The 14,390-nt window shown below is 73.7% G+C and carries 12 protein-coding genes; 6 read left to right on the forward strand and 6 right to left on the reverse strand.

The genetic code is table 11. From position 1 onward, the window contains the following. Positions 1-28: 28 nt before the first annotated feature. From ABVB68_RS19260 to ABVB68_RS19270, 3 genes are all read right to left on the reverse strand, one after another. Positions 29-265, reverse strand: a complete 237-nt coding sequence (locus ABVB68_RS19260; RefSeq protein WP_353602291.1) for a hypothetical protein — start codon at positions 263-265, stop codon at positions 29-31. Positions 266-364: 99 nt separating this feature from the next. Then, positions 365-1,870, reverse strand: a complete 1,506-nt coding sequence (locus ABVB68_RS19265) for an FG-GAP repeat protein (RefSeq protein ID WP_353602292.1) — start codon at positions 1,868-1,870, stop codon at positions 365-367. A gap of 153 nt (positions 1,871-2,023) precedes the next feature. Next, the gene (locus tag ABVB68_RS19270) at positions 2,024-3,862 is read right to left on the reverse strand and encodes a glycoside hydrolase family 15 protein (RefSeq protein ID WP_353602293.1); all 1,839 of its coding nucleotides are present in this window, start codon (positions 3,860-3,862) and stop codon (positions 2,024-2,026) included. Positions 3,863-4,058: 196 nt separating this feature from the next. Between ABVB68_RS19270 and ABVB68_RS19275 the strand changes: the two genes are divergently transcribed. Then, positions 4,059-4,265, forward strand: coding sequence for a hypothetical protein (locus ABVB68_RS19275; RefSeq protein ID WP_353602294.1), 207 nt, complete (start codon positions 4,059-4,061; stop codon positions 4,263-4,265). A 342-nt stretch (positions 4,266-4,607) separates the two neighbouring features. Here ABVB68_RS19275 and ABVB68_RS19280 read toward each other — a convergent pair whose 3' ends face one another. Further along, a complete protein-coding gene (locus ABVB68_RS19280; protein ID WP_353602295.1) occupies positions 4,608-5,096 on the reverse strand; it encodes a DUF5709 domain-containing protein in 489 nt (162 codons plus the stop codon). Positions 5,097-5,645: 549 nt separating this feature from the next. On the opposite strand from ABVB68_RS19280, the gene ABVB68_RS19285 reads away from it, so the two are divergent. Further along, positions 5,646-6,029 (forward strand): BlaI/MecI/CopY family transcriptional regulator, encoded by a 384-nt coding sequence (locus ABVB68_RS19285; RefSeq protein ID WP_353602296.1) that lies wholly within the window; start codon positions 5,646-5,648, stop codon positions 6,027-6,029. Between the two features lie 262 nt (positions 6,030-6,291). Here the strand turns inward: ABVB68_RS19285 and ABVB68_RS19290 are convergent, their stop codons facing one another. Beyond that, entirely contained in the window at positions 6,292-8,634 is a 2,343-nt protein-coding gene (locus ABVB68_RS19290; protein WP_353602297.1) for a glycoside hydrolase family 65 protein, read from the reverse strand. Then, a complete protein-coding gene (locus tag ABVB68_RS19295) occupies positions 8,631-9,371 on the reverse strand; it encodes an HAD family hydrolase (RefSeq protein WP_353602298.1) in 741 nt (246 codons plus the stop codon). Before ABVB68_RS19295 ends, ABVB68_RS19290 begins: the two co-directional genes overlap by 4 nt. 127 nt (positions 9,372-9,498) lie before the next feature. Here ABVB68_RS19295 and ABVB68_RS19300 point away from each other — a divergent pair, with 127 nt between their 5' ends. The 4 genes from ABVB68_RS19300 (at position 9,499) to ABVB68_RS19315 (ending at position 14,032) form a co-directional block, all read left to right on the forward strand. Then, positions 9,499-10,197 carry a nucleoside/nucleotide kinase family protein gene (locus tag ABVB68_RS19300; protein WP_353602299.1) on the forward strand — a complete coding sequence of 233 codons (699 nt, stop codon included), beginning with the start codon at positions 9,499-9,501 and terminating at the stop codon, positions 10,195-10,197. Positions 10,198-10,383: 186 nt separating this feature from the next. Next, positions 10,384-12,207: an ArnT family glycosyltransferase gene (locus ABVB68_RS19305; RefSeq protein WP_503006182.1), complete on the forward strand. Its 1,824-nt coding sequence runs from the start codon at positions 10,384-10,386 to the stop codon at positions 12,205-12,207. A gap of 78 nt (positions 12,208-12,285) precedes the next feature. Then, positions 12,286-13,203 (forward strand): MurR/RpiR family transcriptional regulator, encoded by a 918-nt coding sequence (locus tag ABVB68_RS19310; protein ID WP_353602300.1) that lies wholly within the window; start codon positions 12,286-12,288, stop codon positions 13,201-13,203. A gap of 448 nt (positions 13,204-13,651) precedes the next feature. After that, positions 13,652-14,032, forward strand: coding sequence for a hypothetical protein (locus ABVB68_RS19315; protein ID WP_353602301.1), 381 nt, complete (start codon positions 13,652-13,654; stop codon positions 14,030-14,032). Positions 14,033-14,390: the final 358 nt, after the last annotated feature.

Below are 14,390 nucleotides of genomic sequence, written 5' to 3' on the forward strand. Positions count from 1 at the left end.
AGGCGGCCAGCCCGAGCAGGTACGACGGTCAGCCGCTGGTGAGGCGGGCGCGCAGCAGCTGCTTGCCGAGTTCGGCGCCCTTGCGGCTGTCCGCCTGGGCCTTGCGGAACAGGTCCGCGACCTCGGTGTCCTTCTCGCGCTCGGCGTCCTGGATGTACTGCTCCAGACGCAGGGCGTTGCTCAGGCACGCCTCGACGTACCAGATCAGGTTGTAGTCCCTGTCGCGGGTGCCGGTGACGTCGCCGGTCTCGCTGGTGCTGGTCATCCGGGGCTCCTCCTTCTGCCGGCCGTGTGCCGATTCAGCGTTCGGAGGCCCCGGGTACCCGGGCGGTCTACGGGCACACAGCCCGTCGCGCGGCTCCTTCTACTCGTCGATCACCGTGCCGAAGCGAGCACCGTGAGCCGTGCCGCCGAGGGCGCCGGCGCCGTAGGACCAGGAGCCGTCGGCGAGCAGTCCGCTGCGGCTCGCGGGCAGCAGCCAGAGCGCTCCGTCGCCCGTGTTCTCGCCCGGCGCGCCGGCCAGGAGTTCGGCGCGGCCGTCGCCGTCGGTGTCGGCGAGCCGTACCTGGGCGCCCCAGGAGTCGTCGGCCCCGGCGGTGCCGGGGACACCGGCGGTGTTCTGGTCGAAGGACTGGGCACCGGTGCCGGTGAGGCCTTCGCGGGAGCCGCGCAGCAGCCAGACGGCGCCCGCGTCGGCGACGGTCCCCACGTCCTCGCCGGGCGCGCCGACCGCGAGGTCGGCGCGGCCGTCGCCGTCGACGTCGGCGACCGACAGGTCGTTGCCCCAGGCGTCGCCCTTCTCGGCGGTGCCCGGCACGCCCGGGGAGTTCTGCGACCACCACTGCGGGGCGGTGCCGGGGCCCTGGGTGCCGGCCGGTCCGTCCTCGCCGCCGTAGTAGACGCCGACCAGACCGCCGGGGGCGTTCGCGTCCCCGGCCGCCTCGTCGACGGCGCTCAGCTGGCCGACCACGAGGTCGTCGTAGCCGTCGCCGTCGATGTCGCCGGAGGCCGAGCCGAGACCGCCGTGCAGGTCCCGCCCGTAGGAGAGCCCCTCGGGGCCGCCCGGGTAGTACGCCGACCAGCCCTTGGCGTAGTCGTCGTCGGGGCTGTAGCCGGAGACGACCAGGTCGGCGAAGCCGTTGTGGTCGTAGTCCCCGGTGGTGACGTAGGCGTTCTGCAGCGCGTGGCCGGTGGAGTGCGGGGTGCCCACCTGCCGCAGGACACCGGCGTGCCAGGTGAAGACGTTCGGGCCGGTGTTCCGGTCGAGCACCACCAGTTGGTCGGCGTCGACGTCGCCGGTGAACCGGGCGGCGGTCACCGCCAGGCCGAAGCGGGCACGCGCGGTGGGCCGGGCGGCGGTGAGCGAGGCGGTCTGCTCGGCACCGAGACCGTCCTTCGAGCCGTACAGGACGGTCACCCGGCCCGCGTCCTCGGTGCCGTCCTCGTCCTCACCGGGCGCGCCGACGACCGCGTCGTCGTAGCCGTCGCCGTCGAGGTCTCCGGTGGCCACGGCCTGCCCGAAGCGGTCCCCGGCCTCGGAGTCGCCGGGTACGCCCGCGGTGGACTGGCTGACGGCCTGGACATGCCCTCTGGGGACGGTGGCGCCGGTGCCGACGCCGTTGGGGGCACCGTACTGGACGGTGACGTATCCGGCGCCCTCCCTGCCGTCGACGGTGCCGTCGGGGACGCCGACGAGCAGGTCGGTGTAGCCGTCCCCGTTGAAGTCGCTGTTGCGGTCGGCTGCCGTGGTGCCGCCGGGTACGCCCGCGAACGCGGACGGGGCGGCGAGGACGGCCGCCGAGGTCAGCAGCAGGAAGGACGCCGCGGTGACGGCGGCGGAGCCTGCGGTGCGACGGGTGGTGCTGTTCATGTCCGTTACCCCGTGGGTGGTTGACGCTGCGTGAGTCGATCGGTCGGTGTCGACGCAGGGTTCGACCGGGCAGCGGCGGGGGTGGTTGTGGTGCCCGCGGCGGCTGTGACGGTGCGGTGACAGCCGTTGCGGGACGGGGACGCTCCGTGCCGTTCAGCCGAGGGCGCGGTCCAGGTTGAACGCGGCGCTGATCAGCGACAGATGGGTGAACGCCTGGGGGAAGTTGCCCTGTTGCTCACCGGTGCGGCCGATCTCCTCGGCGTACAGGCCGAGATGGTTGGCGTAGGTGAGCATCTTCTCGAAGGCCAGCCGGGCCTCGTCGATCCGGCCGGCCCGCACCAGTGCCTCGACGTACCAGAACGAGCAGATGGAGAAGGTGCCTTCGTCGCCGCGCAGGCCGTCGGGGCTGGCCTGCGGGTCGTAGCGGTAGACGAGGGAGTCGGAGACCAGGTCCTCGGTGAGGGCGTCCAGGGTGGACAGCCACTTGGGGTCGGTGGGGGCGATGAACTTGGCGAGCGGCATCATCAGCAGCGAGGCGTCGAGCACGTCCCCGTCCACGGTCTGCACGAAGGCGCCGCGGCGCTCGGACCAGCCGCGGTCCATGATCCGCCGGTAGATGGTGTCGCGGGCATGCTGCCAGTGGCGCAGGTCGGCGGGCAGGCCGCGCCGGTTGGCGAGCCGGATGGCCCGCTCGACGGCCACCCAGCACATCAGGCGGGAGTACAGGAAGTCCTTGCGGCCGCCGCGGGTCTCCCACACGCCCTCGTCAGGCTGGTCCCAGTTGCCGCACACCCAGTCGACCAGCCGGCACACGTCGTCCCACTGACCGCTGGAGATGGGCTGGGCCCACTTGTCGTAGAGGTAGATGGAGTCGATCAGGGCGCCGTAGATGTCCAGCTGGAGCTGGCCGGCGGCGGCGTTGCCGACCCGGACGGGTGCGGAGCCGTGGTAGCCCTCCAGGTGCGGAAGTTCCCGTTCCGGCAGGTCGGCGCGGCCGTCGATGCCGTACATGATCTGCAGCGGGCCGGTGCCGTCGCCCGAGCCCGGGCTGATGTGCAGGGTGAGGAACCGCATGAACGCCTCGGCCTCGCCGCTGAAGCCCAGCCGCAGCAGCGCGTAGACGGCGAAGGCGGCGTCGCGCACCCACACGTACCGGTAGTCCCAGTTGCGCTCGCCGCCGAGCTGTTCCGGCAGGCTGGTGGTGGGCGCGGCGACGATGGCTCCGGTGGGGGCGTAGGTGAGGAGCTTCAGGGTGAGGGCGGAGCGGTGCACCATCTCGCGCCAGCGGCCCCGGTAACGGGACTGGTGGAGCCAGCGCCGCCAGTAGGCGACCGTGGCGTTGAACTGCTGCTCGGCCTCGGCGTGGGCGCAGCCGCGCGGGGCCACCGCGCCGTCGACCTGGTCGAGGGCGAACACCGCGGACTCGCCCTCGCCGAGCTTGAAGTCGGCGCGCGCGTCGCGGGCGTCGCACTCCAGGGCGACGGTGGAGGTGAGCGCCAGTGACTGGTGGGGCGCCTCGAACACGACCATGCCGTCCGAGCCGCTCAGGGTGTGTTCGTCGGCGCCGTAGTTGAAGCGCGGTGCGACCAGGACCCGGAAGGGGACGGTGCCGCGTACGCACACCACGCGCCGGATCAGCCGGTGCCGGCCCGTCTCGCCCGACGCCTCGGCGCCGACCGGCATGAAGTCCTGCACCTCGCCGACGCCGTCCTCGGTGAAGAACCGGGTGATCAGCACGTTGGTGTCGGGGAAGTAGAACTGCTTGGAGCGCGCGCGTACGGCGGCGGCCAGCTCGAAGCGGCCGCCGCGCTCGGCGTCCAGGATCGCGGCGAAGACGCTCGGCGCGTCGAACGAGGGGCTGCAGTACCAGTCGATCGTGCCGTTGCTGCCGACCAGTGCGACGCTGCGCAGGTCACCGATGAGTCCGTGTTCGGCGATGGGCAGGTAGCGGGGGTTGTGCGACGGGTCCTCGGGGAACGGCGTCTCGGCCATGGGCGGCCTCCCGGTCCGTGGTGCGGGTGTTTCCAGCTTAGGAGCGAGTGCTTCCGTCTGGCGTGGGCAGGCGCTCCTCACCCGCTGGGAAGGTGCCTGAAGATGCAGGGCGCGTCGAGGCGGGCCATGGTAAGGGTGTGCTCCGTTCGGAGGGCACCGGCACGGATGCGGTCATCCGGACCGAGGAGGAGGCAACATGTCGACATCCACACCCGAGGAATCCCGGTCGTCCGACGACCACCACACCCCGGACGCTCTGCTCCACACCGCTCCCTCGCGGGACGTGACCCCCGAGGACCTGGTGATGGCGGCGGGCAGGGACGTCACCCCGAAGGCCCTCGAGTGGGCGCGCCACAAGCTGGAGACCGAGGGCCTGGCGGCCGTCGAGAAGCTGCTGCCCTAGGGCGGTCCGGGGGAAATCGAGGAGACGAACGGGCGGGACCGGACGGCCGGCCGGGCGCGCCGCCCGGCCGGCCGCCGCGTCGAGGATCCCTGAATCCACGGCGGCCCTCCAGCACCCCGGCACCGGCGATCCGGTCGTCCCGGGGTGCGGGGGGTCCGGTCGTCCCGAGGTGCGGGGACGGCGTCGGCCACGGACCCCGTGCCGCCTCACGCTGGATCGACGGGGAAGCCGACTCCCCCGCCTTCTGCGCCACCGGGCGCGGTGCAGCGCCGCCGCGCCCCACAGCCGAGCCCGGCCGGCTCAGTCAGGCCCGCTCACTCGGGCCGTCTCACTCGGGCCGGCTCACTCGGGCAGGCTCGGCTCGTCCGGCACCACGTGCATGGCCGCTTCCTCCGCCCCCGCCGCTCCACCGTCGATGCCGACGTCCTCCGCCACCTCCTCCTTGACGGTGTCGGGGTGGGCGCCCGCGTCCGGGGCGACCAGGCGGCCCGCGCGGGCCTCGCCGGCCTCGGGGTCGACCGGCTCGCCCTCGCCGCCGGGCAGGTCGCCGATCCCGTCACCGGCCGGTACGCCCGTGTCGGGCACCTCCTGGCGGAGCCGCTCGTCCAGGGACTCCCCCTCGTGCTGCTCGCCGGCGGTGGTGCCGTGCCGGGTGACGCCCAGCGGTCGCTCGGGCGGCGAGTAGCCCTCGTCCAGGACGTCGTCGTAGTCGCGCTCGTCGACCGCGTCCTGCAGGTCCAGGGGCGCGGCGTCCTCCTGTTCCTCGTTGGTACCGGTGGGCTGGTAGACGTCGTCCGCCATCGGGGTCTGCTCGGCCTGCGGGTCGCTCATCGTCGCCTCCTCGTCGGCTCGCGTGCGGTCCCGGTCCGCGTTTCCCGCAGGCGGATCATTAACCCCTCAGGCACCAGAAGCGGTCGGCCGGCCGCACCGCTCGTTCGGCAAGCGAACCGGCCGGTCGGCGGACCGCTCGGCCGGCCCGCCGTCGCGCCGCCCCCGATCCGCTCCCGCCGCGTCAGCCACGGACGCGGTGTCGGGCCGGGTGTGGTCCCGGACCGAGCGGGGAGGTGCGGAGCGGAATCAGGGGCGGCCGTCCTCGGGCGGCGCGCGGCCTCCTTCGGCGGCTGCGGCTGCGGCTGCGGCTGCGGCTGCGGCTGCGGCTGCGGCTGCGGCTGCGGCTGCGGCTGCGGCTGCGGCTGCGGCTGCGGCTGCGGCTGCAACCAGCCTTGTGTCATCCGTGCCGCACTTGCAACCCGTTCGCCGTAAAAGGCTTGGCAGCCCTTGCCCACGGGGACGGAAAGCCCCACCGTGGCGGCCCGGTCCGGCCCCTCCCCCACGGAACGGTCATCCGGCCGTCGGCCCTACGCGCTGTAAGGTTGACGCATGGCTGGCACAGGGGCCCGCGGCAGGGCGGTGAGGCGCAGCGCCGGGGAGCTGGAGGGCACGGTGCTGGCCGCTCTCTGGGCCGCCGAGCGGCCGCTGACCCCGGCGCAGGTCCAGGCCGAGATCGGTGGCGGACTCGCGTACAACACGGTTCACACGATCCTGACGCGGCTGTACGACAAAGGGCTGGTGCTGCGGGACGCCGACGGGCGGCGCGGCGCGTACCGGCCGGCCAAGAACGCGGCCGAGCTGACCGCCGGGGCGATGCGCGAGGCCCTGGACCGGGGTCCCGATCCGATCGCGGCGCTCCAGCAGTTCGTGACCGCGCTGAGTGCCGAGGAGGCGCAGGCGCTGCGCGAACTGCTCGCGGAGAACGGCGCCTGAGACGTCCCGGCGCGCACTCCCCTGTCACCACCACCGCTGCCACGGTCACGGCCGTCACCGGCGCCCCGGCCACCACCGCTACCGCCACCCAGGCCACAGGCCGACGGCCGCCACAGCCACAGCCACAGCCACAGCCACAGCCACAGCCACAGCCACAGCCGATCGTCGGCCCCAGCGCACCCATCGGACCACCCCGCCCGGCGCACCACCCCGCCCATCGGACCACCCCGCCCGGCGGGCCGCCGCGTGTTCAGCCGTGCGCTCAGCCGCCGTTCGGTGCGCGATGCGGTGGCTGCTGCGGGGTGGGGCGGCGCGGGGCCGGGGGCAGCGTCCGTACGGCCGGGTCGTCGGGGCTCACCGTCAGCGGCTCGCCGTGGTGGTGCAGGGTCAGCGGCGGCCCGTCCAGCAGGGCGTACGTGACCTTGTCGGCGCCGATGTCCACCCGCAGCCGGCGCCCGCGGAACTGGACGTTGAAGGCCAGCCGGCTGAGCCGCTCGGGCAGCCGGGGTGCGAAGCGCAGCCGGTCGCCGTCGCGGCGCATACCGCCGAAGCCGGCCACCAGCGCCATCCAGGTACCGGCCAGCGAGGCGATGTGCAGCCCGTCCCGGGTGTTGTGCTCCAGGTCGTGCAGGTCCATCAGCGCGGCCTCGGTCGTGTAGGCGTAGGCGAGCCCGAGATGGCCCGCCTGGGCTGCGATGACGGCCTGGCAGCAGGCGGACAGGGAGGAGTCGCGTACGGTCAGCGGCTCGTAGTAGGCGAAGTTGCGGGCGATCTGCTCCTCGTCGAAATGGTCGCCGCACGTGTACATGGCCAGCACCAGGTCGGCCTGCTTGACGACCTGCTTGCGGTAGAGGTCGAAGTAGGGGAAGTGCAGCAGCAGCGGGTACTGGTCGGGGCGGGTGCCGGCGAAGTCCCAGCGCTGGTAGCGGGTGAAGCCGGCGTGCTGCTCGTGGACGCCGAGTTCGTCGTTGTAGGGGATGTGCATGGCGTCGGCGGCGTCCCGCCAGGCCGCGCTCTCCTCCCCGTCCACGCCGAGCCGCTCCGCCTCGCGGGGATGGCGTTCGACGGCGTCGGCGGCGGCGAGCAGGTTCTGCCGGGCCATGAGGTTGGTGTACGTGTTGTCGTCGGCGACCGCGCTGTACTCGTCGGGGCCGGTGACGCCGTCGAGGTGGAAGACGCCGTGGCTGTCGTGGTGGCCCAGCGACCGCCACAGCCGGGCCGTCTCCACCAGCAGCTCCACGCCGGCCGTCCGTTGGAAGTCGGCGTCGCCGGTGGCCTCCACGTACCGCACGACGGCGTCGGCGATGCCGGCGTTCACGTGGAAGGCGGCCGTGCCGGCCGGCCAGTAGGCCGACCCCTCCGAGCCGCCGATGGTCCGCCAGGGGAAGGCGGCCCCGCCGAGCCCGAGCTGGGCGGCGCGTTCCCGGGCCTCGTCCAGGGTGTTGTGCCGCCAGCGCAGCGCCTCCGCGACGGCCGCGGGAGCGGTGTGGGTGAGGAGCGGGAGCACGAACATCTCGGTGTCCCAGAAGGCGTGCCCGTCGTACCCGGAGCCGGTCAGCCCCTTGGCCGGGATCGCGCGCTGCTCGGCCCGGGCCCCGGCCTGCAGGACGTGGAAGAGCGCGAACCGTACGGCCTGCTGGATCTCCTCGTCGCCCTCCACCTCGACGTCGGCGCGGGCCCAGAAGTCGTCCAGACAGGCCTGCTGGTCCGCCAGCAGGCCCTGCCAGCCGTCGTGCCCGGCGGCCGCGAGCGCGGCGTCGACCTGATCGGCCATCGCGGGCAGCGAGCGGGCACCGGACCAGCCGTGGGCGACCAGTTTCTCCACCCTGAGCCTCTGCCCGGGCTGCAGCACGGAGGTGACGGTCAGCCGGGCCACGTCGATGCCGCTCTCGCTGCGGGTGGTGGTGCGCTCGGGGCCGGTGACGACGTGGTCGGCGGCGACGGCCACCCTGAGGCCGCTGCGCCGGGTACGGTGCACCAGCCGCAGCCGGTTGCCGGAGGCGAAGTGGTCCTCCTGCTCCAGGGGGGACTTCAGCGCCATCGCGGCCCGCGGGTCGCCGCTCGGCTCCGGCAGGCTCTCGTTCGCGACCAGCTCGGACTGGATCACCACCCGGCTGCGGCTGCCGACCGCCTCCACCTCGTACGCCACGGCGGCCACCGCGCGCTGGGTGAGCGACACCAGCCGGGTCGAGCGGACCCGGACGGTGGACCCGGCCGGTGAGGTCCACTCGCAGGTCCGCTCCAGCACCCCGCGCCGCATGTCCAGCACCCGCTCGTGGGCGACGAGCCGGCCGTAGCGCAGGTCGAACGGCTCGTCGTCCACCAGCAGCCTGAGGACCTTGCCGTTGGTCACGTTGATGACCGTCTGGCCGGACTCCGGGTAGCCGTAACCGGCCTCCGCGTACGGCAGCGGGTGCACCTCGTGCACCCCGTTGAGGTAGCTGCCGGGCAGGCCGTGCGGTTCGCCCTCGTCCAGGTTGCCGCGCCAGCCGACGTGACCGTTGGACAGGGCGAACACCGACTCGCTCTGGGCGAGGACGTCCAGGTCGAGGGCGGTCTCCCGCACGGTCCACGGTTCCACGGCGTACGACCGCTCGGTGATCACTGCTCGCCTCCCAGCTCGGCGAGGTCCTTGACGACGATGTTCGCGCCGTGGGCGTACAGCGCGTCGCTCTGTCCCACGCGGTCCAGGCCGACGACGTACCCGAACGCGCCCGAGCGGCCCGCGTCCATGCCCGCCAGCGCGTCCTCGAAGACGGCCGCCCGGGAGGCCTCGACGCCCAGGTCGCGGGCGGCGGCGAGGAAGGTGTCGGGGTGCGGTTTGCCCGGCAGCCGCCGCTCGGCGGCCACCACGCCGTCGATGCGGACGTCGAAGAAGTGCTCGGCGCCCACCGAGCGCAGTACGTCCCGGCAGTTGGCGCTGGAGGAGACGATCGCCGTGCGCAGTCCCGCGGCACGGACCGCCTCCAGGTAGCGCAGGGTGCCTTCGTAGGCCTCCACACCGCCGGTGCGGATCTTCTCCAGGAGCAGGTCGTTCTTCCGGTTGCCGAGACCCTGCACGGTGCGGGCGTCCGGTGGATCGCCGGGGGTGCCCTCCGGGAGGCGGATGCCGCGTGAGGCGAGGAAGGCCCGGACGCCGTCGGCGCGGGGGCGTCCGTCGACGTACTCGTCGTAGTCGGCGGCCGGGTCGAACGGCCGCCCCTGCTCGCCCTCGTAGTCGCGCAGGAACGCGTCGAAAGTCTCCTTCCAGGCGGCCGCGTGCACGACGGCCGTCTTGGTGACGACACCGTCGAGGTCGAAGAGACAGGCCTGGATTCCGTCGGGCAGACCGAGCTGAGTCATACCCAGCACTGTTCCCCGCGCGGAGCGGTCCAGTGAGTGGCGCACAGCACACCGGCCGCGTTTCTCGGCGGACCGCGGGGACGGGGCCGAGGATCCGCCGGGGCCCGTCGGTGTCACACTGGCCCCTGTGGCACTGACCTTCGACGATCTCCTCACCCGTGCCCGTGCCCTGACCCGGGACGGCCGGCGGGCCGTTCTGGGTGTCGCGGGCAGCCCGGGTTCCGGCAAGACGACACTCGCCGAACACCTGGTGCGTGCCCTCGACGACGGTGATCCGCCCCGGGTGGCGCACGTGCCCATGGACGGCTTCCATCTGGCCGACGCCGAGCTGGACCGGCTGGGCCGCCGGGACCGCAAGGGCGCACCGGACACCTTCGACGCGGCCGGCTACGCGGCGCTGCTGAGACGGCTGCACGAGGACACCGACGAGGTGGTCTACGCGCCCGGGTTCGAGCGGGTGCTGGAACAGCCGCTCGCCGGCGCCATCGCGGTGCCGCCGTCGGTGCGCCTGGTGGTGACGGAGGGCAACTACCTTCTGCTGCAGGAGGGTTCGTGGGGCCGGGTGCGGCCGTGCCTGGACGAGGTGTGGTTCTGCGAGACGGCGGAGGACGAGCGGATCCGCCGGCTGGTGGCCCGGCACGAGGAGTTCGGCAAGGATCACGAGTCCGCCGTGGCGTGGGTGCTGGGCACCGATCAGCGCAATGCCGATCTGGTGGCGGCGACCCGGGGGCGGGCGGACCTGGTGGTACCGGCCGGCGCGCTGCCGGTGCCGCACACCGTGCCGGCGGACCGGCGCCCGGAGCACGGCGAGCACGGCCACGGCTGAGACACGGCCCCCTCGGTGAACTCCGGCGGGGCGCGGGCCGTATCCGTGGGCACGGCAGAGGGTCTGCCGGTACGACTCGTGATGCGGTGACGCCCGCGGGGCTGCTGCGGTGGGACGCGACGGGGCCGTGATCCGGCTCCGGCGCCCTCATCGGGTGCGCGGCCGGGTGGCACCGCGGGGCGGACGATGGCACGCGAACACCACACGGTCCTGACCCGTGCGGTCCTCGCCGGCAGGGTCACGGCTCCTGCCCGGCGGACGACAGGGCCCCGCGCGGCCCGGACCTCCCCGGCCCGGACCTCCCCGGCCCGGCCCGCCGCCGGCCCGCGCCGCCGCCGGCGGTGGCCCGTGCCCCTGCTGGTGGCGCTGCTGCTGGCGCAGATGGCGGTGGCGATGGTCACCACGGCCGTACAGCAGACGCCCACCATCGACGAGCCCGTGTACGTGGCGACGGCCACGGACTATCTGCACGAGCACCGCCTGCGCTACAACCCCGAGCACCCGCCGCTCGGCAAGCTGCTGATCGCGGCCGGTGTGGCGGTGGCGAACCCGCACTACGACCCGTCGTACACCGGCACCCAGGGGGGCGTGGGCCGGCATCTGCTCTACGAGTCGGGCAACGATCCCGGGCGGCTGCTGCTGTGGGCGCGGCTGCCGGTGATCGCGCTGACCCTGCTGTTCGGGCTGGTCGTCCTCGCCTTCGCCCGTGCGCTGACGAGCACGGCCGGCGGTCTCCTGGCGCTCGCGCTGTACACCTTCTCGCCCGATGTGATCGCGCACGGTTCGCTGGCCACGCTGGACCTGCCGGCGGCCGGGTTCGTGCTGACGTCGGCCTGGCTGACCTGGCGGGCGCGCGAGCGGCCGGGCCGGTACCTCCCGCTCGCCGGTGCCGCTCTCGGGGCGGCCGTGGCGACCAAGATGAGCGCCCTGGCCGCGGTGCCGGTGCTCCTGGCGCTGGCGGTCCTGTCCGTGCGGGCCGCGCTGCGGCGCGGCAAGGCGCTGCCGGGCCTCGCGGGTCTGCCCGGGGGCCGGCGGCGGACGGCGCTGTCGGTGTTCGCGGGCGCCGCGGTCGTGGCGCTCGTGGCGGTGGCGGTCGTCTGGGCCGCGTACCTCGCGGTCGATCCGCGGCTGCGCTTCACCCCTGCCGAACCGGTCCCGGCCGTCCACGGGACGCGCGGGCGGCTGGTGGACCTGCTGCCCGTGCCCGAGGCCTACCGGGCCGGTATGCGGGTGCAGTTCGGCCTGGAGGACTACCCGTGGCAGGGCTATCTCTTCGGGCACCTGTACACCGGTTCGCGCTGGTACTACCTGCCTGCCGCCCTGCTGGTGAAGACGCCGCTCGGGCTGCTGGCCCTGGGCGCGGCCGGTGCCGTGGCGCTCGTGGCGGTACGGCGGCTGCGGGTTGCGGCGCCCTATCTGCTGCTGCCGCCCCTGACCCTGCTGGCGGCGGCGATGACGGGGGCGCGGGACTTCGGGACCCGGTACGCGCTGTTCGTCCCGGTGTTCCTCGCGGTGACGGCGGCCTGCGTGCTCGTCCCGGGCGGGCGGTGGGCGGGTGTGCGCGTGCCGGGCGGGCGGTGGGCCGGTGCGCGCGTGTCACCCCGGCAGTGGGCCGGTGTGCTGGTGCTGTTCGCGGCGGTGAGTTCGCTGCGCACGTTCCCCTACTACCTGCCGTACGCCAACGAGGCGTTCGGCGGTCCGGCGCACACCCATCGTCTGCTGCACGACTCCAACGTGGACTGGGGCCAGGACCTGGGCCGGCTGGCGGACCGGTTGCGGCAGCGCTACCCCGGCGAGCGGGTGTGGCTGGTGTACAAGGGCGCCGGCGTCCCGTCGTACTACGGCATCCACGCCGCCGACCCGCGCACGGTGCCGGACGGGCGGGTGCACGGGCTGCTGGTCGTGTCGGACTCGGCCGTCGCCAAGGCGCGCGGGAAGCTGGCCGGACTGATCGGCAACAGCCGGCCGATCGACGAGGTCGGCCATTCGATCAGCCTCTACCGGAGGTGAGCCCGGCGCCTCAACCCCCTGGTCACGGCGGCCGGTGAGCTATGTTGAGTGCTCGTGGGAGACAAAGGAGGCGGACCGGTGCCCTCGCCGCAGCAGGCCCGCGCACAGGCGTCAGCGATCACGTCGGGCAAGACCGCGCCCGAGGCCGAGGCCGCGCCGACCTCCCGGCTCAGGGAACTCTTCGACAGGCCCCGTCTGTCGCCGGGACAGCGGCGCATCGCCCAGTACCTGATCGAGCACATCACCGAGGCCGCGTTCCTGTCGATCACCGAGCTGGCGGACCGGGTCGGGGTCAGTCAGCCCTCCGTCACGCGTTTCGCGGCCGCCGTCGGCTTCAGCGGCTACCCCGCGCTGCGGGAGAGGCTCCAGTCGATCGCGCTCAGCACGCTCGCCGGCGGGCCCGGCGAGGAGGACCGCGCCAACGAACTGCAGGCCGCGGTGGACGCCGAGATCGAGAACCTGGAGAACCTGCGGCGCGACTTCGCCGACCCCGACCGGGTCATCCGGGTGGGCCGCGAGCTGTCCCGCTCCACCCCGCTGACCGTGCTGGGGCTGCGCATCTCGGAGTCGCTGGCCGAGTACTTCGGCTACGCCGCCCGCCGGATCCACCCGGATGTGCGGCTGGTGACCCGGGGCGGCAGCGTGGCCTACGACGCGCTGCTGCAGGCCCGCGAGGCGGGCGGCAGCTGGGTGCTGGCGTTCGCGATGCCCCGGCACTCCCAGGAGACGCTGCAGGCGATCCGGGTGGCGCGCGGGGCCGGTCTGAAGGTCGCCCTGGTGACCGACCTGACGCTCGCGCCGCTGGCCGAGGAAGCAGACGTCGCCTTCGCGACCGGCACCGGCTCACGGCTGGTCTTCGACTCCTACGCCGCGGCGGGCGTGCTCACCTCGGCGCTGCTGCAGGCGATGACCGACGCCGATCCGGAGCGCACCCAGGCCCGCCTGGAGAAGTACGAACAGCTCTCGGACCAGCACCAGTTCTTCCTCAAGGACTGACCGGGACGGCCGGTCGCCCGGTCGGCCGATCCTTCCGTGCGCGCCGCGCGATCGTGAAGATCTTGCGGTGCCCGACCCCCTGGACGGGGATCATTCACCCCAAATCGCGCATGAATGTTTTCATACCTCTTGCAAAGCGATCGGCATATATAAATACTGCTCACGGATCACGCCGGTCTCACTCCAGGCGCGTTCCGCCCCTGTGGACTCACCGCCCGCACCGCCCCGAGAAAGCCGACGGACCGCCCATGCGCACGCACCACCGGTTCCCGACGCCCGGGGGCACCTCACGGACACCCTCAGCCGCCGTCCCCTACCCACGTCGGCGCCCGGGGTGTACCGGGGCGCGTCGTCTGCGCGACGCGTCCGTGGCGGTCCCGGCCATCCCCTAGGCCGGGACCGCCCCGTACCCGTCGGACCACCCTCACGACGCCGCACACCGGAAGCGATGATCATGCCTCTGACCAGCACGCGCATCAGTCCAGACTGGCCCTGTCAGGTCAAGACGCCGGGCAGCTACGACTGGGAGCGCTCGGCGGCCAAGTGGCTGCGCGAACTGATCCCCGCGCGCTATGCCAGCTACCCGGCGATGATCCGGCACCCCGTCCTGCTCGCCCGGCACGCGCAGATCCAGGTCCAGCAGGAGATCCGGGTGGCGCGCACCGCGCTGCAGACCGCACGGGCCGAACTGCCGGTGCTCGGGCTGCCCGAGTCCGTCATCGAGCACACCATCAAGCTGTACGCGGCCGAGGTCCTCCAGCTGCAGCACATCGCGCGCAGCGTCCGCGCCGTCACCGAGGCGCTCGTCGGCCGCACCACGGGCCGGTGATCCGGCGCTCCCCGCCGACCCCGGGGAGCCGCCCCCGGCCGTCCCCGTCCACGCCCTCCCGACGGGCCGTCGACCGGTACATCTACCCACTCGCGGGGTCCGTTCCGGCCGTGCACGCCCCTCCCGACGGGCCTTCGACCGGCAGACCCACCCCCTCGCGGGGTCCGTCCCGGCCGTGCACGCCCCTCCCGGCGGGCCTTCGACCGGGGATGCGCACCCGCTCGCCGGGGAACCGCCCCCGGCCGTCCACGCCCCTGCCGGAGCCCGCTCCCCGATCCCACGCGGCGGCCACGGAGCCCGGCCCTGCGCACGAGTGATCCAGCGGGCCAAGGTGTGCAATGCTCGTCGGGTGACGAGC

The sequence above is a fragment of the Streptomyces sp. NPDC096012 genome, assembly GCF_040426375.1.
GTDB lineage: Bacteria > Actinomycetota > Actinomycetes > Streptomycetales > Streptomycetaceae > Streptomyces.

Bases quoted from the DNA above. Each gene is read 5' to 3' on its own strand.
- ABVB68_RS19295 (WP_353602298.1), bottom strand. From the start codon at position 9,371: ATGACTCAGCTCGGTCTGCCCGACGGAATCCAGGCCTGTCTCTTCGAC.
- ABVB68_RS19280 (WP_353602295.1), bottom strand. From the start codon at position 5,096: ATGAGCGACCCGCAGGCCGAGCAGACCCCGATGGCGGACGACGTCTAC.
- ABVB68_RS19305 (WP_503006182.1), top strand. From the start codon at position 10,384: ATGGCACGCGAACACCACACGGTCCTGACCCGTGCGGTCCTCGCCGGC.
- ABVB68_RS19260 (WP_353602291.1), bottom strand. From the start codon at position 265: ATGACCAGCACCAGCGAGACCGGCGACGTCACCGGCACCCGCGACAGG.
- ABVB68_RS19265 (WP_353602292.1), bottom strand. From the start codon at position 1,870: ATGAACAGCACCACCCGTCGCACCGCAGGCTCCGCCGCCGTCACCGCG.
- ABVB68_RS19285 (WP_353602296.1), top strand. From the start codon at position 5,646: ATGGCTGGCACAGGGGCCCGCGGCAGGGCGGTGAGGCGCAGCGCCGGG.
- ABVB68_RS19315 (WP_353602301.1), top strand. From the start codon at position 13,652: ATGATCATGCCTCTGACCAGCACGCGCATCAGTCCAGACTGGCCCTGT.
- ABVB68_RS19270 (WP_353602293.1), bottom strand. From the start codon at position 3,862: ATGGCCGAGACGCCGTTCCCCGAGGACCCGTCGCACAACCCCCGCTAC.
- ABVB68_RS19275 (WP_353602294.1), top strand. From the start codon at position 4,059: ATGTCGACATCCACACCCGAGGAATCCCGGTCGTCCGACGACCACCAC.